We start from the raw sequence: 21,993 nt of genomic DNA, 5'->3' as shown, positions 1-21,993 counted from the left end.
GTTTCTCCCAACGGCCCTATTCAGTTATTGCTGGGTTACTTTTTGCCACCCAATAAGTCCAATACTTCCTGCACGCTGGTAGTTTTACTTAAGCGCTCAATCACCGACTCATCATCCAGCGCATTCGTCAGGCTGGTAATAACATGAATATGCTCATTATTACGGGCCGCGATACCAATCACCAAACGCGCCACTTCATCTTCTTCGTCACCAAAGCGCACGCCGTCAGGGTATTGGCAGAATACTACACCGGTTTTCAACACACGGTCTTTCGCTTCAATGGTACCGTGTGGTACCGCGATAGATTCGCCCAGATAGGTGGAGGTCAGTTTTTCACGTTCCAACATCGCTTCAACATATTCCGGCTCAACATAACCGCCCTTCACCAACTGCTCACCAGCGAAGCGAATAGCTTGCTCTTTGGTGGCTGCGTGTTGATTGAGGAAAATATTCTCCGCGCCCAGCTTGAACAAGTTGGCTTCAGAGGCTTCAAAGCTATCGTCCAGCGTTTCAATCACTTTCTGAGTGCTTGCTGTCGTGTTAGCCGCCTCCACCAAACGTGCTGTCAGGTTGGTGTACAACTGGCTATCAAGGAAGTTGGTCAACGAGATATGTTGTGCCTGTGGCGCATGGCGCATGGCTCGCTCAGTCAAATCACGGTGGGTGATAACCAAGTCCACATCTTCTGGTAAGTTGTTGATAGCACAGTTAGTCACCGAGATATGTCTCAAGCCCGCATCTTGTACTTTCTTACGCAGCACACCGGCCCCCATCGCACTAGAACCCATACCAGCATCACAAGCTACGATGATTTTACGTACTGTGGTCAGGTCGCCTGCGGCAGCGGCAGCATTCGCCGCTTGTGCGCCTTTAGATTGCGCTTTCATATCTTGTATACGGCGAGTTGCATCTTCCAGGCTGTCTTCCTCGTCGTCTTTGACTTTAGAGGTTTTCAGCAAGATAGCGGATACCACGAAGGAGACGGCAAACGCAGCAGCAACTGCAGCAATGTTGGCAAAATAAGCACCTTTAGGTGTCATCGCCAATACTGCCAGGATAGAACCAGGAGACGCAGGTGATACCAGACCGCCGTTCAGCACAGTCAGAGTGAACACGCCGGTCATACCGCCCAGAATAACCGCCAGCAATAAGCGCGGGTTCATCAGCACGTATGGGAAATAGATTTCGTGGATACCACCGAAGAAATGGATGATAGCCGCGCCGCCAGCAGATTGCTTAGCGTTGCCTCTACCGAAGAACATGTAAGCCATCAACACACCCATACCTGGGCCTGGGTTTGCTTCGATCAGGAAGAAGATAGACTTACCGGTTTCAGTCGCCTGCTGGATACCCAGAGGTGAGAAGATACCGTGGTTAATCGCGTTATTCAGGAACAGGATTTTAGCTGGTTCGACGAAGATAGACGTTAATGGCAGCAGGTTAAGCTGCACCATGATATGCACACCAGCAGCCAGTGCTTTAGACAACACTTCTACAAATGGGCCGATCGCCATAAAGGCCAAAATCGCCAACAGCATACCGATGATACCGGCTGAGAAGTTGTTAACCAGCATCTCAAAGCCGCTTTTGATTTTACCTTCAACCCAACGGTCAAAGTGTTTGATTGCCCAGCCACCCAGTGGACCCACAATCATCGCACCGAGGAACATTGGCATATCCGCACCAACGATAACACCCATGGTGGTGATAGCACCTACCACACCACCGCGATCACCCCCCACCAAACGGCCACCGGTAAAACCGATCAGCAGTGGTAACAGGTAGGTGATCATTGGGCCAACCAGTTTGGCTAGTGTTTCATTTGGCAGCCAGCCGGTTGGAATAAACAGTGCGGTGATAATACCCCAGGCAATAAACGCCCCGATATTGGGCATAACCATGTTACTGAGGAATCGGCCAAAATTTTGAATTCTGACCTTTGCGTCTGGTGAAAACATAAAACACCCCTATTGGTACGCGCTAACAATAAGAGCGCGATATAATTGTTTTGTTGAGGCAGTTCTGCAAAACCCGCCGGTGCTATCGAATACAAACACGCTGTATGCAAAACAAACTCTAGCATGCTCCTTTATTCACGCGTAGCTCACTGCATTTATGTGACATAAGTCACACCAGACCCCCTATTATAGGGGTGTGTTTGTTGACGCAGATCACACTAAATGACTGTAAGAAAACCACGACGACGAATTTTTAAGCTAAAAAGCTCGATAAGAGTGATATAAATCACATTTTGTGTGGGTTAGTTTGTTTTGAAAATGTGATGTTAATCACAAGTTATTTTTGCTCGTAGAGAGGAGATGAGACATTCACCCTGCTAATAACCTCTCAGACTCAACTCTCGGTAGAAATGTGTAATAAAATAACAGGGGGAAGGGGGCACATTATTGGCGCGGGTTTCGGTTGATATGGGTTTAGTGCTTAGGTTCGGATCAGGTTTCGGTTGATAAACGCTCAGAGGTCATTTTAGCTCAGTCGCCTCAACCGAGTTAAGGCCCATAAGCGTGGGCCTTAACAATCCGCGCTTGCGCACGTATCGCTTGCCTGCTGCGCAGGTTCCCTCGCTCAAATGTGCTTTTAAAGTCAAAAGAGAAAATCAAAACCTAAAGCGATGGTTTTGACGTTGAGCGCAATCAGGAATATTGCCGGCAAGGAGTGAGGGTAGAGTGAGCGGGCATGGACGCCCGCGAAAAGCGCGCTTGAGCAGGAGCGAATCGCGCTGGCTCGTCAGCCCGAAAGACGCGGACGGTTTACCCGCAGGGCAATATTTCGCGCAAGCGCGGGATTGCACAAGGGGCCACGCTTATGGCCCCTTTGCCGGTTGGTTCATCGCAGGTTAAGTAAATTCAGTTACTTTAACAACCGAACTTATTCACTTATCAAATACTAACCGAAAGAATAACTCGATCAGTCCTAACAACCGAACCGATCACCAAATCAAATCAAATCAAATCAAATCAACCAAAACCATCACTGCATGACACTCGCAACACTCTTCTGTGCCGTCATCATCGCCGGATACTTGGCGACTAAATTAGCCATCATCGTGTTATATAGCGCTGCTTGCTGTGGGGTCTGGAATTGAACGCCGCCATTATTGAAAGTGACCTGCGTTCCCTGCTGCTGCAAGAAATCACCAACTTGTGCCAGATCCTGCACAAAAGCAGAAATCACCGGCACTGCTGGGATCAACACATTGGCTGGCTGAGTCACAATATTATCGAAAGCTTTATTAAATACCACTTTCAAATCATCAGGCTGTTTCAATGCAGCAACCGCACTATCGGCTTGTGTTTTTGCCGTACGAATCTGTTGCACTAACAAGTTCAATGCACCTGCGGACTGCTGTAATGCATCACGCTTGGCGAGATAATCCTGCGCCACGCGAATCTCATTGATTTGAGCAATCGCCGGGTTCAAGCTGGCATCAACAGATTTGGTAAGCTGCTGTGAAAAAGTGACTAAAATCGCATAATCACTGACATAAGGGCCAAATTTCTGTTTTTGATCTTCGCTCAGTGTTGGCAGTTTCATCCCGCTACGCATCACTGTATTTTGCAGATAATCAATAAAAGCCTTACGTTGTTCTGGCTCTTTATCCCCGCAGGCGGTCAATTGGAACACCACCAGTAACGCCAGTAATGGCGCTAACCAACGTGAATATCGGGCTGTATTCAGTGCAAAAGTCATGTGAAACTACTCCTGTAGTAAGTACTTATTTTCACAAAATCCCATTCTTATCATCTAACGTGAGTAATAAGAATAGCTAAGGGGAGCGATATACGCTCCCCTGTGACCAGCCAAGTACAGAATTACTGTAATAACGAAATATCAGCAACCTGCAAGAATAGCTCGCGTAATTTACTCAGCAATGTCAGACGGTTGATCCGCACTGCATCGTCCTCTGCCATAACCATAACACTGTCGAAGAACTCATCGACCGTTTCTCGCAGAGCTGCCAGTTCCACCAGCGCTTCCTGATAGTGACCCGCAGCAAAGACTGGCTCCAGTTTGTCACGCAACACCACTAAATGTGTTGCCAGTTTCAGCTCTGCCGGCTCTTTTAACACCGAGGCATGCACATGGTCATTCAGGGTATCAGTGGATTTCGCCAGAATATTCGATACACGCTTGTTAGCAGCAGCCAATGTCGCTGCGGCATCCAGGGTACGGAAATAGGTCACCGCCTTCACCCGCGCATCAAAATCAGCCGGTTTGGTTGGACGACGAGCCAGTACCGCCTGAATAGTGTCAACGCTGTGACCTTCATCCTGATACCAGGCACGGAAACGGCCCAGCATGAACTCAATCACTTCATCGACCACGTTGCCATTGGTCAGCTTGCTGCCATACAGGCGCACCGCCTCTTCAGTCAGCGTTTGCAGATCAAGTGGCAAGTTCTTCTCGACGATAATGCGCAGTACTCCCAACGCCGCACGGCGTAGCGCAAACGGGTCTTTATCACCTTTCGGATGTTGACCAATGCCGAAAATACCGGCCAATGTGTCCATCTTATCGGCAATCGCTAATGCACAAGCAACTGGGTTAGATGGCAAATCATCACCGGCAAACCGTGGCTGGTATTGCTCATTCAGCGCTACAGCAACATCTTCAGCTTCACCATCGTGACGGGCATAGTGCATCCCCATCACACCTTGAGTATCGGTGAATTCAAACACCATGTTGGTCATCAGGTCACATTTGGACAGCAGACCTGCACGGGTAGCATGGTTAACGTCCGCGCCAATCTGTGCGGCAACCCAGCCCGCCAATGCTTGAATACGGTCGGTCTTGTCACGCAACGTCCCCAATTGCTGTTGGAACAGCACGGTTTCCAGACGCGGCAAATTGTCTTCCAGACGTTTTTTACGGTCAGTCTTAAAGAAAAACTCCGCATCAGCCAAGCGCGGACGAACCACTTTCTCGTTACCGGAAATAATCTGTTGAGGATCTTTAGATTCGATATTGGCAACAAAAATGAAGTTTGGCAGTAGGCTACCGGCAGCATCGTAAACCGGGAAGTACTTCTGGTCACCTTTCATGGTGTAGACCAGTGCTTCCGCAGGTACTGCTAGGAATTTCTCTTCAAACTTGGCGGTTAGCACCACCGGCCATTCAACCAGTGATGTCACTTCTTCCAGCAAGCTTTCACTCAGATCAGCAATACCGCCAATCTTCTGCGCTGCCAGTTCTGCATCACGCTTGATTATAGCTTTACGTGATTCATAATCAGCGATGACTTTACCGCGCTCCAGCAAAATCTGCGGGTATTGGTCAGCGTTATCAATAGTGAACTCAGCCTCACCCATGAAGCGGTGACCACGAATAATGCGGTCTGAATCGATACCTAACACAGTGCCTGGAATCAATTCGCTGCCTAACAGCAGGGTTACAGTATGAACCGGGCGAACGAATTGGGTTTCTTTATCACCCCAGCGCATCAGTTTTGGAATAGGCAGCTTACTCAGCGCGCTATTCACCATATCTGCCAGCAGTAATTGTGCTGATTGGCCTTTGACATGGGCGCGGTACAGCAGCCATTCGCCTTTGTCAGTAACCAGGCGTTCAGCCTGATCGACAGTAATACCACAACCCCGTGCCCAGCCTTCGGCGGCTTTGCTCGGTTTACCTTCAGCATCAAAAGCTTGCGCAATGGCAGGGCCGCGTTTTTCAACTTCACGATCCGCCTGAGCCGCGCTTAAATCGGCCACTTTTACCGCCAGACGGCGCGGCGCAGCATACCAAACCACCTCACCATGAGGCAGGTTGGCGTTATCCAGTTCAGCAGTAAAGTTGGCAGCAAAAGATTCGGCCAGAGAACGAAGAGCCTTCGGCGGCAACTCTTCCGTGCCGATTTCCACCAGGAAAGTCTGTTGAGTCATGACAGCCTCTTAGTTCTGATTCTTTTTGCACATAGGGAAGCCCAACGCCTCGCGGGAAGCATAATAAGCCTCGGCGACAGCTTTGGTCAGCGTACGAATGCGCAGAATATAGCGTTGGCGCTCGGTCACCGAGATGGCTTTACGGGCGTCCAGCAGGTTAAACGTATGGCCAGCTTTCAGAATGCGCTCATAAGCGGGCAGCGGCAGCGGGTTTTCCAGTGCCAGCAGCGACTGAGCTTCTTTCTCATACTGCTCAAAGCAGGAGAACAGGAAATCCACATCGGCGTATTCGAAGTTATAGGTGGATTGCTCCACTTCATTCTGATGATAAATATCGCCATAAGTGGTTTTGCCCAGCGGGCCGTCGCACCAAATCAGGTCATAAACGCTGTCTACACCCTGAATGTACATCGCTAAACGTTCCAGACCATAGGTTATCTCGCCAGTGACCGGTTTACATTCCAAACCGCCCACTTGCTGGAAGTAAGTGAACTGCGTCACTTCCATCCCGTTCAACCACACTTCCCAGCCCAGACCCCAGGCACCCAAGGTCGGGTTCTCCCAGTTGTCTTCGACAAAGCGGATATCGTGGATAGTCGGGTCCAGACCCAGTTCTCTCAGCGAGCCTAAATACAGCTCCTGAATGTTGTCTGGTGAAGGCTTAATGATCACCTGGAACTGATAATAGTGTTGCAGGCGATTTGGGTTCTCACCGTAGCGACCATCGGTCGGGCGGCGTGAAGGTTGTACATAAGCGGCAGCGATTGGCTCTGGGCCAAGTGCACGCAGGCAGGTCATTGGGTGGGAGGTACCCGCGCCGACTTCCATGTCCAGTGGTTGAACAATGGTGCAGCCTTGGCGCGCCCAATAGTCCTGTAACGTCAGGATCAGGCCCTGAAAGGTCTTGGTATCAAACTTTTGCATGTTGGATTCGCACGCGATACAAGTGGATTAAAATGGAATGAGTCAGTATACCCGTTGACCGTAAGATATACAGCCAGAATCCGGCAAGATGCAACAATCAAGATGGATTTGTCGATAAAATGAGCCTTTCACTGTATTCCAACTGATTATTCTGCTCTGCGCCAACAAAGGTAAAGAGTCCGTCGATAGGTTGCTAATCAGCTAATGAACAGCGATCATCCTCTGCTAAGTCAGATAATAAAAAGGAAGACGAGTTATGAGTCTACAACGCTGCGGTTGGGTCACCTCTGATCCTCTCTATCTCGCTTATCACGACACTGAATGGGGTATCCCACGGACCGACAGTCAGGCGCTGTTCGAAATGCTCTGCCTCGAAGGGCAACAAGCCGGACTGTCATGGATAACCGTGCTGAAAAAACGTGAACACTACCGCAAGTGCTTCCATAATTTTGATCCGGTGCGTGTGGCGAAAATGGGGCCAGACGATGTAGAAAAACTGGTGCTGGACAGCGGTATTATCCGTCATCGCGGTAAGATTCAGGCCATTATCACCAATGCACAGGCTTATCTGGCCATGGAAGCCAACGGTGAGGATTTTTCGCGCTTTATCTGGAGTTTTGTTGATGGCGAGCCAAAAATTAACCATTGGTGGTGTCTGGCGGAGTCACCCGCAACCACACCCGTATCAGATGCAATGTCAAAAGCATTGAAAAAAAAAGGTTTTAAATTTATCGGTTCCACCATTTGCTACGCATTTATGCAGGCCAGCGGTTTAGTGAACGACCATCTGGCAAGCTGTTTTTGTCACCCGGATAACGCCGTAAAATGATTCGACCTTACCAACCAAGCGATCTCGATGACCTGATGCAATTGTGGCTGACCAGTACCATTGCTGCGCATCCTTTTGTGGCCGAACAATACTGGCACGAGAGCGCCCCGTTGGTACGGAATACCTATCTCCCGGCGGCACGCACTTGGCTATATTTGTCAGCGGAAACTACCGGTGATGCTAACCCCATTGCAGGCTTTATTAGTATTCTCGAAGAACAACTGGTCGGCGCGCTGTTCGTCACCCAATCCTTGCACGGTAAGGGGATTGGGCAAGCGTTGATGGATTACGTTCAACAGTGCTACTGCGCGCTAACTCTAGAGGTCTACCAACGAAATCAGCGTGCCTATCACTTCTATCGTAAACAAGGTTTTACCGTAGTAGGGAAAACCTATAATGCAGAGACCAAAAACACTATCCTGACCCTGCATTGGCAGCGCCCATTTAACTCATCCCTGCTTTAACTCTCCCTGCATCTGACAAATTTTAATAACCGGTTCAAATCCATAATTGCATTACTCTATTCCTGAACCTATTTTCCTGTGGGAATTAAGTGAGGGATTTAATATGATAGGGACATTGCTAAATATCCAATTAGCCTTAATTTTCTTAATAACATCCTCCCAATTAGCCATTGCCGATGGCATTAAAATCAGAGAAGTTTGTTTATATTCTGAAGATAAATATCAAGTTGATACTGCCGTAACGGATAACATTGAATATAGTGGATGCAGTAGAAAGGTACGGGATGCCGCAGGCACGCTAGGCTGCACCTTCATCCCCGCATTGGCGATTTATAATTATGTTACCCATAGCCATTGTGATCAGGCGGATAAATTATGGCGTCAGATATCACATTGGTTTTCCGATGATAATCAAGACAAGGTAGTCTTGATTACCGGCAACACTCCTTTACTTGAGCCACAATCCTCCCGCCGCGAAAACAACAATAACCAAGCCAGCCCGCTCGCATTTATATTAAGTAAAGTTCATACGCAATTACATCATCAAGCCCTGACATTACCGGCCAGCGCAAGATTTTGTAAAACCTCGCTAGAGAATCTCCTCGCCGCGCGCTATCCCCGCAGCCCAGATGAAAACTGCCCTCATTGGGTATCAAAAGTCTTGGCAGATTTTACCCTGTTATTCGGTCATTCTGTGCGGGACTGGACACCAGAGCAACTACAGGATGTCGTCACGCGGATTGATGAACAATATACGACGGGCTATGCAGGTAACGATCAGGCCACTGAGGGTCATCTGGTCAGTGGTGTCCGTGCGATTATCCAACAATTGGGCTTGGCTGAAACCATCCGGCAGATCACCCGCGCATTTCGCTATGCCCAATTAAATTATGCCAATTATGTCGAACATAATCCCAACGCCACACAATCACCTGCCGCTGCACAAAGTCTTCCGTTAGGGGAATATTCACTTTCGCTGGAGTCTTATCACTATCCCGCCGAGCCACCTACCGTCCGCATTCGTCAGCGTAATGCATGGGTGACCAGACCCGACTTACATTTTGAGGTGGAGATCATTGATGCCAGCACCACAGATAGATCAACGATTACTCGTGCGCACACAGTGATGGACCATTGGTTTAATACTTATCTTTTCACACCATTAGAAACTGACCAGCAAGACAATCCTCTAACTGACCTTGATCGCACCATCAGTGCCGCACGCACCACCAGTACCTCGCTGTTGCTCGAGTTGGAAAACACCAGTAATGACTATCTGTTTGTGGTGGTGCGGCTTGAGGGCGAGATTGTTAGCGTGCTGGGGGCCGCGAAGGGGAACGCTAACGATGAGTTCTATATCGATGTTTCGGTGAGCGCACCGCGCAATGTGCTAACGCCAGATGCAGAGGGAAATATTCGCGGGGCAGGTACCGCAGCAGTGTATGAATTGGCTCGTTATCTGAAAGAAAAGGGGGTGAAAACACTACGTTCTACCGTTATTTCACAACCCTCTGCCCGAGTAAAAATGAAACTAGGCTTCAAACATGATGAGTTTTGATATTCCCCCCCTTCCACTTTTCGGAGAAAACGAATAGAGGTAAAACCATGAAATTAAAAGTCATAACTAATAAATTTATGTTGCTTTCATTAATAATATTATCGCCGATGACCATGTCTCATGAAATGGACCGCGACTGCATTAAGCATAATCATTTATCACCTAATAACAGATATATCCCTCAAATAAACAACACAAAGGTTTGTTTATATAATGAAGATGATTTTCAGGGAGAATCGATGTGCTTATCTCATAAGCAAGGAATCGATTTTATCGATCAAGATGATGAGGTTATTAGAAATGACAGTATATCCTCAATCTCCATTCCAAATGGCATGTTCGCCACCATCTATAAAAATGATAGTTACAATATGCCTTACTTTAATTTAGCCGAGTCAATCGGGCAGCGTGATTTAGCTACTTTGGATATGGATAATCAAATCAGCAGCGTTATAGTTGCTAATTCTCCCCTTAAAGTCTGTAGTGAACGTTGTATCATTTTAAAGCGAATGAAATTTCCTTTATCCAAAATTTTCGCCTCATACTGGAACAATATAAATCACCCTAACAAACAGGTTTTATTAAGTTTCGATATTAATAATACCAGTGACTTTATGGTGGGTTTACCACAAGCCCCAGTCATATGGTTATCTAACAGAGAACTTTCCATTTTTGGCCAGGTTGGTGACGAACCATTGGTTTTCCATCTCCACCCAGATGCCAATCGTTTATCCCTGACATTCCATTTGAACAGTAACAGGATTGCGATAGATTATATGGAAAGTCGTGGAACCGAACAAATTGCCTTATCGCCCACCATTGAACTTGGCACCTTCCCATTCAATAATTCCCAGTTTGATGCAAGGTTAACCATTAATAACAATGCCAGCCAGCCACTGATCATCGACCAAATAGTGATGGTTGCCAGCACTGAAGATATTCAGCCTGTGCACCACAGAAGCGAACGGGATACCGCCGGAACATTAGGCTGTGCCTTTATTCCCGCGCTGGCGATTTATAATTACGTCACTCACAGCCGCTGCAATCAGGGCGATACGCTGTGGGGTAAAGTAAAACATTGGTTTTCTGATGATAACAAAGATAAATCGGTTGTGATTACCACCAAGCCACCCTTACTTGAGCCACAGCCACAACGCCCAGAAAATAGTGACAGCGCGACACTGACATTAACCAAGCTCGACACCCAACTACATAATCAGGCTCTTACACTCCCCGCCGCGGCGCAATTTTGTAAAACCTCGATAGATAATATCCTCGCCGAGCGCTATCCCCGAGACGTAAATTTAAACTGCCAACTGTGGGTAGCAAGAGTATTAGCCGATTTCACGCTGTTATTCGGTGATTCACTGCGCGACTGGACTCTGGATGTTCTACGCCGGGTATTAATGCAAATCCATACTAATGATACCACGGGCTATGCGGCCAGTGATCCGGCAGCAGAAAGTCGCCTGGTGAATGAGGTCCAGTTAGTTGTTCGTCAATTCGGAATAGATGAAACCATCCGCCAACTATCTCAGGCTTTTGATTATACGAGATTAAATTACGCACGTTATTTGCTACATAACCCTACCGCTACTGCCCCTCCCTCTGGTGCACAGCGCTTGCCATTAGGCACCTATTCACTCTCTTTAGCCTCTTATCATTACCCCACCGATCCGCCTACCGTACGAGTGCTTAAGAATGATCAGTGGGTCACCCACCCCGATTTATATTTTGATGTCGATATTTTTGATACCACCATTCCGATACGGCCAGATATCGATGCCGCCTTTATGGATGATGCCTTAGCGGCGGTAGGCGCATGGTCAGACATTTATAACGAGGCGCCCATCTATTACCACATAACTAGCGAACCCTGGTCGGAACATAACCGCACTATCGAAGCCGGGCGGATAAACAACTTCGTCCTGTATAGCGAATTGATCTCTTCCGAAAATAACTATGTGTACGTGGCGGTACGGCTGCAAGGAGATATTGTCAACATTCTGGCAGCCCGCAGAGATGAGACTTTTGAAAATAGTCACGAGAACTACTACATCGAATTTTTTGTGACTGATCCCAACTATGTGCTGCTGCCTGATGATGAAGGAAGTGTTCGCGGGGCCGGTAGCGCCGCACTGCACGGGCTGGCACGTTATCTACAACAACATGGGGTAAAAGTTTTACGTTTTCGCACCCCGAGTCAGCCCGCTGCGCGAGTAGCCACAAAACTCAGCTTCCAGCATGATGAGTTTTGATAGTTAACACTTTTACGGTTTCCTGAAATACCCGGCAGCGAGTAAAGCGCTTTTCTGTGCTTTTTCTGCCGACAAACACAGCATTTAGACTAACGCCACAGCACTATGAGAGTTTTCTCAATGGTATTCCCCCCCTTTTTACCGGATAACGATGGCAGATAAAAACCAGCAACAGGACTTAATGCTGGTTACTGATTTTTTAATCTGCTATTGGGCGACGTTATCTATCTTTTCGCCAAAATAGAGTGCCATTTAAGGGAAATTCAATGAAAAAACGCATTCTGGCCACGGTGGCCGCCGTTGCTGTGGCGCTTACGCTTTCCGCTTGTACTACCAATCCTTATACTGGCGAGTCTCAAGCCGGAAAATCCGGTTACGGTGCCGGTATTGGTGCGGCATTAGGGGCCGGCATTGGTATGTTGTCATCATCGAAACACGATCGGGGCAAAGGGGCGTTAATTGGCGCAGCAGCAGGTGCCGCGTTGGGTGGTGGTGCCGGTTATTACATGGATGTGCAGGAAGCCAAACTGCGTGAAAAAATGAACGGTACCGGTGTTAGTGTCACCCGTCAGGGCGATAATATCGTGTTGAATATGCCAAATAATGTCACATTTGATACTGACAGCAGCAATCTGAAACCCGCGGGTGCCAACACCTTAACCGGCGTGGCGATGGTATTGAAAGAGTATGATAAAACCGCCGTCAATGTGACGGGTTATACCGACAGCTCCGGTGCCAGAGCTCATAACATGACCCTTTCACAACAACGCGCCGACAGCGTGGGTAGCGCACTCATCGTGCAGGGCGTGGCCGCTAATCGTATTCGCACCAGTGGTGCAGGCCCGGACAATCCGGTCGCAAGCAACAGCACCGCCGCCGGTAAAGCACAAAACCGCCGGGTTGAAATCACCTTAAGCCCGCTGTGATTCTTAATACTTTCTCTGCGGATAGTGCCTCAGGCTTTATCCGCATTTTCATTACAGCAGCAGCCAATCGGTCATCATAATGACGCCAATCTAATGCGATAAGTACAACGGCGCGAGCCGGATAGAATATGCTCAACACGCTCAACCGGTACCCCTAACACCTGCTGGAACACGGCTAACTCCGCCCGACAAAAACCCTGGCAACTGGCCGCTGCGGCACAGATCGGGCAGTGATTTTCGATCAACAAGAGTGACCCATCAGCCTCCTGCTGCATTTGTGCCATATAACCTTCACGGCTGCGGATGGCCACCAGCCGCTCAACCCGCTCGGTCACACTATTTGCCCCCACCATCGCCTGACAATATTGAGTGCGGGTTTCCTGTTCGCGGCTATCAATCAGCAACTCAAGGGCGCTGTCACCCAATTGAGAACGGATTAAACCTAAGAGTTGTACCGTCAGTTCGCTGTGCGTATCAGGGAACTGCGCGTTACCCACCTCGGTTAGCTGCCATAATTGAATCGGCCGACCCACACCGCGCGTTTGCGCCTCGGAGACCACCAACCCCTCCTTAGCCAATTTGACGAATTGCTGCCGGGCCGCTTCACCTGTCGTGCCTAAAATCATCCCGGCATCACTCGCTTGCATCGGACCACGAGTTTTAAGCAGCATCAGTAGGCGTTTCGCCACCGATTGTGGCTGACTGGTGGTATGGTCGATATTCATATCTTCCCCGGTATCATTGCTAGGTTTTTTATTTTTGATCAATCAATGCCAGCATAACATTTTCCAAGCGCATGCTTGACTTATTATTAGTAACTGCCCTAAGTTATTCCAAGAATTTACTTGTTTAATTTTATCGTAACCACCAAATCAACTCAACTCAACAACCAGATTTCTGGCAGGATAGAAACGTGATAATAAATGATGCAAGCCGTTGGAGTGACCTGTTCTCCGGTAAAAATGCGGCCTTTGCCATAGCCCTGTCAGGTGGTGTGGTGTTACATGCCATCAATATCTACATCGCCACCACCATTTTACCGTCCGTGGTGCTGGATATTGACGGCCTGAGCTTGTACGCCTGGAATACCACGCTATTCGTTACCGCCTCGATCCTCGGCTCTGCCCTTTCTGCGCGCTTACTCAGTGGCTACGGGCCACGTAGCGCATACCTGTTTGCCTCGCTAATCTTTATGCTCGGCAGTGCGTTATGTGCCATGGCACCGAATATGCCACTGATGCTGCTGGGCCGCACTGTGCAAGGCTTAGGGGGTGGTTTCCTGTTTGCCCTTTCTTACGCCATGATTAATCTGGTATTTCCACAATCGTTATGGCCGCGGGCAATGGCGCTGATTTCAGGTATGTGGGGTGTTGCTACCCTGGTTGGCCCTGCGATTGGTGGCATCTTTGCTGAAATGAATGCCTGGCGTTTTGCGTTTTGGACGCTACTCCCCATCACCCTTATTTATGCCATTTTTACCTGGCGAATCCTGCCAGCGGGCCGATCCAATACCACGACAGCGTCGGCATTACCCGTCACGCAATTGATGTTATTAACCGCGATTGTTTTGACTATTTCTGCCAGCAGTATTGCCAGTAGCGGCCTAATAAACATGGTGGGTATGGTGTTTGCCATCTTACTGTTGCTGTTGTTACTGCGCATCGAGTCACGTGCCACCTCTCGGCTACTGCCAAAAGATGCATTGCGCCTTAACTCACCGCTGGCAGCACTCTATATCACCATTTCTCTGCTAGCGATCGGCATTACCTGTGAGATATTCGTCCCTTACTTCCTGCAAATCCTCCATGGTCAGTCACCGTTGATTTCAGGTTATATTGCAGCCACCATGGCGGCTGGCTGGACCCTTTCTGAAGTAATGAGCGCGGGTTGGAAGAAATCAGGCGTCCGCTGGGCGATTATCAGCGGCCCAATTATTGTGCTAGTGGGGTTAGTGGCACTGTCTATCTTGATGCCAGCCGGTTCACTCGGTGGTTGGCAACATATGGTGCCGATCGCTATTGCATTAACACTGGTCGGTTTTGGTATCGGTTTTGGCTGGCCACATTTGCTGACCCGTATTCTGCAAGTGGCTGCTGAAGAAGATAAAGACATTGCCGGAGCCTCGATTACCACAGTTCAGATGTTTGCCACCGCACTCGGTGCGGCGATGGCTGGCATGGTAGCCAACCTCTCTGGCCTTAATTCCCCAGGGGGAGTAGCGGGGGCAGAAAATACCGCCCATTGGCTGTTTATTCTGTTTGCCATCGCACCCGCATTGGCGATTATTACCGCACTACGTTGCGCTGCCATCAGTTCGCATACCCTGACGGCTAAAAATACCGCCCGCAGCGAAGCACAATAATTCGACGTCACCGACCTGCCAACGCAGGTTGGTTTTCATGCGTTGTAACATGACGAAGGTGATTAGCGCTTGATCCCACAATAGTGATCACTGGTATGCTGGCTTTAAATTTCACCCACCCAAAGTAATTGAGGTTGCGGGCAGGCATCAAGTGATGCAAACCCCGATGAACTTACACAGTCAAGTGATTCGGATTAGTGAATGAAGCTAACCCCCTACGACTTCAAGTATGAAGGGTAACGTCATTGGAGTTTGCGATGAAGCCTTCTATTGTGCTGTACAAAAGTATTCCCAGCGATCTGCATCAGCGTTTAGCCCAACATTTTACCGTAAACAGTTTTGATGGCTTAGCGCCTGATAATCAGCCAGAGCTATTGTCTGCGTTGCAACAGGCACAGGGGCTTATCGGTTCCGGCGGTAAAATCGATCAGGACTTTCTACAATTAGCACCGCGTTTGCGCGCTGCCTCAACCATTTCTGTCGGTTATGACAACTTTGATGTTGATGCCCTGAGCCAGCGTGGTGTGGCCTTGATGCACACACCAACGGTGCTGACAGAAACCGTCGCCGACACCATGATGGCCTTGGTGCTGTCTTGCGCCCGTCGAGTGGTTGAATTGGCTGAACGGGTGAAAGCCGGCGAATGGCAAGGTAGCATTGGCGATGATTGGTATGGTGTTGATATCCATCACAAAACTATCGGTATTCTCGGTATGGGCCGCATTGGGATGGCACTGGCCCAGCGGGCACATTTCGGTTTCAGTATGCCGGTGTTGTATACCAGCCGCCGCCCACATGAAGAAGCCGAAAAACGCTTTAATGCCCGTCGCTGTTCTCTCGATACCTTATTGGCTGAAGTTGATTTTCTCTGTATTACGCTGCCGATGACCGAGCAGACCTACCATATGATTGGCCGTGACCAACTGGCTAAAATGAAATCCAGCGCAATTCTGATTAATGCGGGCCGTGGGCCGGTTGTCGATGAGCCAGCGCTGATTGCCGCGCTACAAGATGGCACGATTCATGGCGCTGGGTTGGATGTGTTTGAACAAGAGCCGCTACCGATAGATTCGCCCTTACTCTCACTGCGCAATGTCGTTGCCGTGCCACATATTGGTTCCGCCACCACCGAGACCCGTTACAACATGGCTGCCTGTGCAGTGGATAACCTGATCGCCGCGCTAACCGGTACCGTGACGGAAAACTGCGTGAATCCGCAGGTTTTGCAGAAAGCCTAACCACGCCCATTGGCCTGCTAGCAGGCCAATTCCCACTCCTCCGCACGTCTCCTCCCCATAAAATCCACTCAGGGATGAGGCTATTTCCTCACCAAACGGCACACTAAACCAGCCTCAATCCGAATAAACCTCGCGCCCAAAATAGGAAGATGTGCCATGAAACATCTCAAAATATCCTTGCTGCTACTACTCTCACCGGCAGCGATGGCTAACTGGTCACTCCAGCATTTCCCGGTATTCACCGAGCAGGACAGTGGTATTTTTGTCAGTAATAGCACTCTGACTAAAGGGGAATATCCGCTCAAGTTTTATCAGAATAAACAGTGCTGGCAGCCCACCGGGCCGGTGAAGTTGAACCAGACGTTTTCGCTGCAACCCTGTCAGAATCAAGCCGATATCCAGTGGCGATTGTTCCGTGATGGCCAGTATCAGGCGCGCATTGATATCCGCAGCGGGACGCCGACACTCACTTTAAGCCTCACAGAACCTGTGGCGGAAGTGGCAAAAGTCGTGACCCACAGTTGCCAGCGCTGGAATGGCTTGCCTGTCACTGTAGATGTGAGCAAAACCTTTGCTGAAGGCGAAACGATACGGGATTTCTATTCCGGCCAAACGGCAACAGTCTCGCTGGGGAAAATCACTCTACAACCGGCCCCAGAGAGTGGTGGTTTATTGCTATTGGAATCAGCCCAAACCCTGCAAGCCGCGCCATTTAGCTGGCAAAATGCGACTGTTTATTTTGTCCTGACGGATCGTTTTAAAAATGGTAATCCCGCCAATGACCACAGCTACGGCCGTCACGGCGATGGTATGCAGGAAATTGGTACATTCCACGGCGGCGACCTGGCAGGCTTAACCGAGAAACTTGATTATCTGCAACAGCTTGGCGTTAATGCCCTGTGGATAAGTTCTCCACTGGAGCAAATTCACGGTTGGGTCGGGGGCGGTACTAAAGGCGACTTCCCGCATTATGCCTATCATGGCTATTACGGGCTGGATTGGACCCGTCTGGATGCCAATATGGGGACCGAACAGGATTTACATAAACTGGTTGAACAGGCCCATAAACGTGGTATTCGTGTTCTATTTGATGTGGTGATGAATCATGTGGGATACGCCACTTTAGCGGATATGCAAAGTTACCAGTTCGGGGCACTCTATTTGCCAGGCGACCAACTGGAAAAAACACTGGGTAAAAAATGGACCGACTGGACGCCCGGCAAAGGGCAAACTTGGCATAGTTTTAATGATTACATCAACTTCGGTGATAAAGCCAGTTGGGACAACTGGTGGGGTAAGCAGTGGATCCGCACCGATATTGGCGATTACGACTCACCGGGTTATGACGACCTAACCATGTCATTAGCTTTCTTACCGGACATCAAAACAGAATCGACTCACCCCAGCGGCTTACCGGTGTTTTATCGGCATAAACGTGATACCGCAGCGCGGGAAATTGCTGGAGCCACGCCGCGTGATTACCTAACTCATTGGTTAAGCCAATGGGTACGCGATTACGGTATCGACGGTTTTCGGGTTGATACTGCCAAGCATGTGGAGAAGCCGGCATGGCAACAGCTTAAACAACAAACCACTGCCGCATTGGCTGAATGGAAAGCGGCCCATCCCTCTCAAGCACTGGATAACTTACCGTTCTGGATGGCCGGAGAGGCATGGGGCCACGGTGTGATGAAGAGCGATTACTACCAAAACGGCTTCGATGCGATGATTAACTTTGATTTTCAGGATCAAGCAAAACAAGCGCTAGCGTGCTTCTCTTCTATTGATAGCACCTATCAGCAAATGGCTGAAAAACTGCAAGCTTTCAATGTATTGAGTTACCTGTCATCACACGATACCCGATTATTCTTCAAAGATGATGCCCAGCAGTCATTACTGAAACAGCAACGGGCGGGCTCACTGCTGCTGCTGGCTCCAGGTGCGGTGCAAATCTTCTATGGCGATGAAAGTGGGCGGCAATTCGGCCCAACGGGTTCAGATCCGTTGCAGGGCACCCGATCAGATATGAACTGGAATGAACTCACCGGTGCCAAAGGTGCGCTGCTGACACACTGGCAAAAAGTCAGTCAGTTCCGCGCTCGCCATCCGGCGATTGGTGCCGGAGTACAACAATCCCAACAAACTGATGATTATTATGCTTTTAGTCGCCAGTATCAGGGGGATAATGTGCTGGTGGTTTGGGTCGGAGACAAGAAAGAGTAAATAAGAATATTATCCCGCAAAAACACTCCCTGCCGACACTTTCCATCGGCAGGAAGAAATCTTTCCGCATTGCACCCACTTTTATCTACGCGTATGGTACTTGTTCACTTACGGATAACAATAAATTTTCATTTATGAAGTTTTCACTTTTCGGCGATAAATTTACCCGCTACGCGGGTATTACCAGACTGATGGATGACCTCAACGACGGCCTTAGAACCCCAGGTTCTATCATGCTTGGCGGCGGTAATCCGGCACATATTCCAGAGATGGATGCCTACTTCCAACAACTGTGTCAGGAGATGCTGGAGCGCGGGCAATTGACTGAGGCGCTGTGTAATTACGACGGGCCACAAGGCAAAGACTTGCTGCTGAAAGCGCTGGCAAAAATGCTGCGCGAGGAGTTGGGCTGGCAAATTGAGCCACAGAATATTGCACTGACAAATGGCAGTCAGAGCGCATTTTTCTACTTATTTAATTTATTCGCTGGTCGCTATGCTGATGGCAGCCGCCGTCGAGTGCTGTTCCCACTGGCACCGGAGTATCTAGGCTATGCCGATGCAGGTTTGGATGAAGACCTGTTCGTGTCTGCCAAGCCGAATATTGAGCTGCTGCCAGAAGGCCAATTCAAATATCACGTCGATTTCGATCACCTCAATATTACCGATGATATTGGCCTGATATGTGTATCGCGGCCAACCAATCCTACCGGTAATGTGATTACCGATGAAGAGCTGATTCGCCTTGATGCAATAGCTCAGCAACGTGATATTCCGCTATTGATTGATAACGCCTATGGTGTGCCCTTCCCCGGTATCATCTTTACTGATGCTACGCCATTGTGGAATCCGAATATCATCCTGTGCATGAGCCTGTCGAAGCTGGGCTTACCAGGTTCCCGCTGCGGTATTGTGATTGCCGATGAGAAAGTGATTTCGGCCATCACCAATATGAATGGCATTATCAGCTTATCGCCCGGCAGTATGGGGCCTGCGATCGCTGCCGAAATGATTGAGCGTGGTGATTTGTTGCGCTTATCCAATGAGGTGATCCGGCCATTTTACTTTGAACGGGTGCAGCAAACTATCGCTATCCTGCGTAAATACCTGCCGCCCGAACGCTGCCTGATCCACAAACCCGAAGGTGCCATTTTCCTCTGGTTATGGTTTAAAGAGCTGCCGATCAGCACCGAACTACTTTATCAGCGCCTGAAAAAACGTGGCGTGCTAATGGTACCGGGCCACTATTTCTTCCCAGGTCTGGAACATGACTGGCCGCACACCCATCAATGCATGCGGATGAACTATGTGCCCGCGCCTGAGCAGATCGAAAAGGGTGTCGCAATTCTGGCCGAAGAGATTGAGCTGGCATTTCAAGAAGCGAAGTGATTATTAAGCAGCAAATTGCGTAACTTGCTATTCCTTTGGAAAATATCACCTTAGTCTTTATACGGTGAGGATAGGCAGAAGAGTAAAGCGTCCGCGCCAGGGATGGCGCGGCTCGAGCCTCCCGGGATGGATTGACGGCGTCTTTACGATCTGCCTGTTCTCACTGTATTAACACCCTATACGCAGGATAATCGGCTATCCATTACAATGTCCAAAACAGCACGGCCAATATCTGCGGCGACATTATTCGTAAGAACATCGCCAGTGGGTAAACCGTGGCATAAGAGAGCGCTGCCGCACCGCTGGTTGGGTGCAGGCCATTAGCAAATGCCAACGCCGGAGGATCGGTCATTGACCCGGCTAACATGCCGCACAGCGTCAGATAGTTCATCTTAGCTAACATGCGTGCCAGAATCCCCACAGTCAGCAACGGGATGCCGGTAATCATCGCGCCATAACCAATCCATGCCAGCCCATCACCATTAACCAGCGTATTAATAAAATCACCGCCGGACTTCAGCCCGACCACTGACAAGAACAGCACAATCCCCAGTTCACGCAAAGCCAGGTTGGCACTCGGTGGCATAAACCAATACAACTTACCGATGCTACCAATACGCCCAAGAATCAACGCCACCACCAGTGGCCCACCCGCCAGCCCGAGCCGTAATGCTGCCGGGAACCCAGGAATGAACAGCGGTATCGACCCCAGCAATACCCCCAGACCGACACCGATAAATACCGGTAACATCTGCACTTGTTGCAACTTCTGTTGCGCGTTACCCACGACAGCGGATACCGCCTCAATCGCTTCTGGGCGACCCACTAAATTAAGAATGTCACCGAATTGCAGACTGGCACTGTTACTGGCCACCAGTTCGATACCCGCACGATTAAGGCGCGTAATAGCCACGTCATACTTCTGCTTCAGATTGAGGTCACGGATTTTCTTACCTAACACCGCTTCGTTGGTGACTACCACCCTGGCGGTTTGCAACGCCGTCCCCGCAGTGGAAAGCGTAACGTCCACCTCTTCCCCCACCACCAGCCGCACTTTTTCTAAAGCTTCACGCTGACCAACCAAATGCAAATAGTCCCCCAGTTCAATCACCGTGGCGGGCAACGGTACCATCAGCAAATCACCACGTTTCAATCGGGAACAGACCACCTCATCACTATTGAGCAACGGCACATCCTGTACTGACAAACCATTCAGATTAGGGTTGCGCACCGCAACGTTCATGGTTTGCAACAATTCACGATTCTGCCCGTGGCTACTATCAAACTCTTTGGCCTCACGATCGACGTTGATTTTAAAGAATAAACGAATCAGCCACATCACCAGCAAAATGCCACAAATCCCAAATGGGTATGCCATGGCATAACCCATCCCCATTTGGCTAACCAATTGAGGTGGTGACCCCAAATCAGTAAGGATCTGCTGTGCCGCCCCGAGTGCCGGTGTATTAGTCACCGCCCCCGAAAATATCCCCAAAATAATCGGCAGCGGCACGGCAAACAGTTTGTGAATAATGGCAGTCACTAACCCACCGACAATCACCATCAGAATGGCAAAGCAGTTAAGTCGTAACCCCGATACTCGCAGTGAAGAGAAGAACCCCGGTCCGACTTGAATACCAATAGTGTAGACAAACAGAATCAGACCAAACTCCTGAATGAAGTGCAGCATGTCCCCATTAAGAACAACGTCATAGGTTTGTGCAAAATGGCCCACAATAATGCCGCCAAACAGCACCCCGCCAATACCTAATCCAACACCATAGACCTTCCAATTACCGATCCATAACCCCAATACAGCGACCAGCGCCAACATACTGACGGTAAGGGCGATAGCACTCATAAATCACTTCCTTGCCTAAGTTTAAAAACCGGTCGGCCATGTGAAATATCACCAATGTCATA

The 21,993-nt window shown here is 49.3% G+C and carries 15 protein-coding genes; 9 read left to right on the top strand and 6 right to left on the bottom strand.

Going from position 1 to position 21,993, the window contains the following annotated elements; translation table 11 throughout:
* Positions 1 to 35: 35 nt before the first annotated feature.
* The 4 genes from Q2T72_RS00165 to glyQ all read right to left on the bottom strand — a co-directional run bounded on the left by Q2T72_RS00165 (position 36) and on the right by glyQ (position 6,824).
* On the bottom strand, positions 36 to 1,958 hold the full coding sequence (locus Q2T72_RS00165; RefSeq protein ID WP_083161477.1) for a PTS mannitol transporter subunit IICBA: 1,923 nt from the start codon (positions 1,956 to 1,958) through the stop codon (positions 36 to 38).
* Positions 1,959 to 2,988: 1,030 nt separating this feature from the next.
* The gene (locus Q2T72_RS00160; RefSeq protein ID WP_372568440.1) at positions 2,989 to 3,708 is read right to left on the bottom strand and encodes a DUF3053 domain-containing protein; all 720 of its coding nucleotides are present in this window, start codon (positions 3,706 to 3,708) and stop codon (positions 2,989 to 2,991) included.
* Between the two features lie 122 nt (positions 3,709 to 3,830).
* The gene (gene glyS, locus Q2T72_RS00155; protein ID WP_372568439.1) at positions 3,831 to 5,900 is read right to left on the bottom strand and encodes a glycine--tRNA ligase subunit beta; all 2,070 of its coding nucleotides are present in this window, start codon (positions 5,898 to 5,900) and stop codon (positions 3,831 to 3,833) included.
* Positions 5,901 to 5,909: 9 nt separating this feature from the next.
* Positions 5,910 to 6,824 carry a glycine--tRNA ligase subunit alpha gene (gene glyQ, locus Q2T72_RS00150; RefSeq protein WP_005186828.1) on the bottom strand — a complete coding sequence of 305 codons (915 nt, stop codon included), beginning with the start codon at positions 6,822 to 6,824 and terminating at the stop codon, positions 5,910 to 5,912.
* A 256-nt stretch (positions 6,825 to 7,080) separates the two neighbouring features.
* On the opposite strand from glyQ, the gene Q2T72_RS00145 reads away from it, so the two are divergent.
* The 5 genes from Q2T72_RS00145 to Q2T72_RS00125 all read left to right on the top strand — a co-directional run bounded on the left by Q2T72_RS00145 (position 7,081) and on the right by Q2T72_RS00125 (position 12,859).
* The gene (locus tag Q2T72_RS00145) at positions 7,081 to 7,653 is read left to right on the top strand and encodes a DNA-3-methyladenine glycosylase I (RefSeq protein ID WP_083161484.1); all 573 of its coding nucleotides are present in this window, start codon (positions 7,081 to 7,083) and stop codon (positions 7,651 to 7,653) included.
* Entirely contained in the window at positions 7,650 to 8,117 is a 468-nt protein-coding gene (locus tag Q2T72_RS00140) for an N-acetyltransferase (RefSeq protein WP_083161486.1), read from the top strand. The genes Q2T72_RS00145 and Q2T72_RS00140 overlap by 4 nt, the downstream gene beginning before the upstream one ends.
* A 103-nt stretch (positions 8,118 to 8,220) precedes the next feature.
* Entirely contained in the window at positions 8,221 to 9,675 is a 1,455-nt protein-coding gene (locus Q2T72_RS00135; protein ID WP_372568437.1) for a GNAT family N-acetyltransferase, read from the top strand.
* Positions 9,676 to 9,914: 239 nt separating this feature from the next.
* On the top strand, positions 9,915 to 11,933 hold the full coding sequence (locus tag Q2T72_RS00130) for an exotoxin A binding domain-containing protein (RefSeq protein ID WP_372568436.1): 2,019 nt from the start codon (positions 9,915 to 9,917) through the stop codon (positions 11,931 to 11,933).
* 266 nt (positions 11,934 to 12,199) lie between these two features.
* Positions 12,200 to 12,859: an OmpA family lipoprotein gene (locus Q2T72_RS00125; protein ID WP_083161492.1), complete on the top strand. Its 660-nt coding sequence runs from the start codon at positions 12,200 to 12,202 to the stop codon at positions 12,857 to 12,859.
* Between the two features lie 74 nt (positions 12,860 to 12,933).
* On the opposite strand, the gene Q2T72_RS00120 is transcribed toward Q2T72_RS00125, so the two are convergent.
* On the bottom strand, positions 12,934 to 13,584 hold the full coding sequence (locus Q2T72_RS00120; RefSeq protein ID WP_372568435.1) for a helix-turn-helix transcriptional regulator: 651 nt from the start codon (positions 13,582 to 13,584) through the stop codon (positions 12,934 to 12,936).
* Between the two features lie 194 nt (positions 13,585 to 13,778).
* Here Q2T72_RS00120 and Q2T72_RS00115 point away from each other — a divergent pair, with 194 nt between their 5' ends.
* From Q2T72_RS00115 to Q2T72_RS00100, 4 genes are all read left to right on the top strand, one after another.
* Positions 13,779 to 15,221 carry an MFS transporter gene (locus Q2T72_RS00115; RefSeq protein WP_193784851.1) on the top strand — a complete coding sequence of 481 codons (1,443 nt, stop codon included), beginning with the start codon at positions 13,779 to 13,781 and terminating at the stop codon, positions 15,219 to 15,221.
* A gap of 257 nt (positions 15,222 to 15,478) precedes the next feature.
* Positions 15,479 to 16,459, top strand: a complete 981-nt coding sequence (gene ghrB / locus Q2T72_RS00110; protein ID WP_083161498.1) for a glyoxylate/hydroxypyruvate reductase GhrB — start codon at positions 15,479 to 15,481, stop codon at positions 16,457 to 16,459.
* Positions 16,460 to 16,615: 156 nt separating this feature from the next.
* A complete protein-coding gene (locus Q2T72_RS00105) occupies positions 16,616 to 18,682 on the top strand; it encodes an alpha-amylase (RefSeq protein WP_372568434.1) in 2,067 nt (688 codons plus the stop codon).
* 134 nt (positions 18,683 to 18,816) lie between these two features.
* The gene (locus Q2T72_RS00100; RefSeq protein ID WP_083161502.1) at positions 18,817 to 20,070 is read left to right on the top strand and encodes a valine--pyruvate transaminase; all 1,254 of its coding nucleotides are present in this window, start codon (positions 18,817 to 18,819) and stop codon (positions 20,068 to 20,070) included.
* Positions 20,071 to 20,272: 202 nt separating this feature from the next.
* Here the strand turns inward: Q2T72_RS00100 and Q2T72_RS00095 are convergent, their stop codons facing one another.
* Positions 20,273 to 21,931 carry a putative transporter gene (locus tag Q2T72_RS00095; protein WP_083161504.1) on the bottom strand — a complete coding sequence of 553 codons (1,659 nt, stop codon included), beginning with the start codon at positions 21,929 to 21,931 and terminating at the stop codon, positions 20,273 to 20,275.
* Positions 21,932 to 21,993 lie beyond the last annotated feature (62 nt).

It is taken from the genome of Yersinia sp. 2466 StPb PI, assembly GCF_041538325.1.
Classification (GTDB): Bacteria; Pseudomonadota; Gammaproteobacteria; order Enterobacterales; family Enterobacteriaceae; genus Yersinia; species Yersinia enterocolitica_E.
The sequence above is the reverse complement of the archived record's forward strand: the minus strand, read 5'-3'. Positions and strand labels throughout refer to the sequence as shown.

What these genes read in the sequence shown, in the direction of transcription:
- Q2T72_RS00165 (WP_083161477.1), bottom strand. Translation starts at nt 1,958, where the DNA reads ATGTTTTCACCAGACGCAAAGGTCAGAATTCAAAATTTTGGCCGATTC.
- Q2T72_RS00160 (WP_372568440.1), bottom strand. Translation starts at nt 3,708, where the DNA reads ATGACTTTTGCACTGAATACAGCCCGATATTCACGTTGGTTAGCGCCA.
- glyS (WP_372568439.1), bottom strand. Translation starts at nt 5,900, where the DNA reads ATGACTCAACAGACTTTCCTGGTGGAAATCGGCACGGAAGAGTTGCCG.
- glyQ (WP_005186828.1), bottom strand. Translation starts at nt 6,824, where the DNA reads ATGCAAAAGTTTGATACCAAGACCTTTCAGGGCCTGATCCTGACGTTA.
- Q2T72_RS00145 (WP_083161484.1), top strand. Translation starts at nt 7,081, where the DNA reads ATGAGTCTACAACGCTGCGGTTGGGTCACCTCTGATCCTCTCTATCTC.
- Q2T72_RS00140 (WP_083161486.1), top strand. Translation starts at nt 7,650, where the DNA reads ATGATTCGACCTTACCAACCAAGCGATCTCGATGACCTGATGCAATTG.
- Q2T72_RS00135 (WP_372568437.1), top strand. Translation starts at nt 8,221, where the DNA reads ATGATAGGGACATTGCTAAATATCCAATTAGCCTTAATTTTCTTAATA.
- Q2T72_RS00130 (WP_372568436.1), top strand. Translation starts at nt 9,915, where the DNA reads ATGTGCTTATCTCATAAGCAAGGAATCGATTTTATCGATCAAGATGAT.
- Q2T72_RS00125 (WP_083161492.1), top strand. Translation starts at nt 12,200, where the DNA reads ATGAAAAAACGCATTCTGGCCACGGTGGCCGCCGTTGCTGTGGCGCTT.
- Q2T72_RS00120 (WP_372568435.1), bottom strand. Translation starts at nt 13,584, where the DNA reads ATGAATATCGACCATACCACCAGTCAGCCACAATCGGTGGCGAAACGC.
- ghrB (WP_083161498.1), top strand. Translation starts at nt 15,479, where the DNA reads ATGAAGCCTTCTATTGTGCTGTACAAAAGTATTCCCAGCGATCTGCAT.
- Q2T72_RS00105 (WP_372568434.1), top strand. Translation starts at nt 16,616, where the DNA reads ATGAAACATCTCAAAATATCCTTGCTGCTACTACTCTCACCGGCAGCG.
- Q2T72_RS00100 (WP_083161502.1), top strand. Translation starts at nt 18,817, where the DNA reads ATGAAGTTTTCACTTTTCGGCGATAAATTTACCCGCTACGCGGGTATT.
- Q2T72_RS00095 (WP_083161504.1), bottom strand. Translation starts at nt 21,931, where the DNA reads ATGAGTGCTATCGCCCTTACCGTCAGTATGTTGGCGCTGGTCGCTGTA.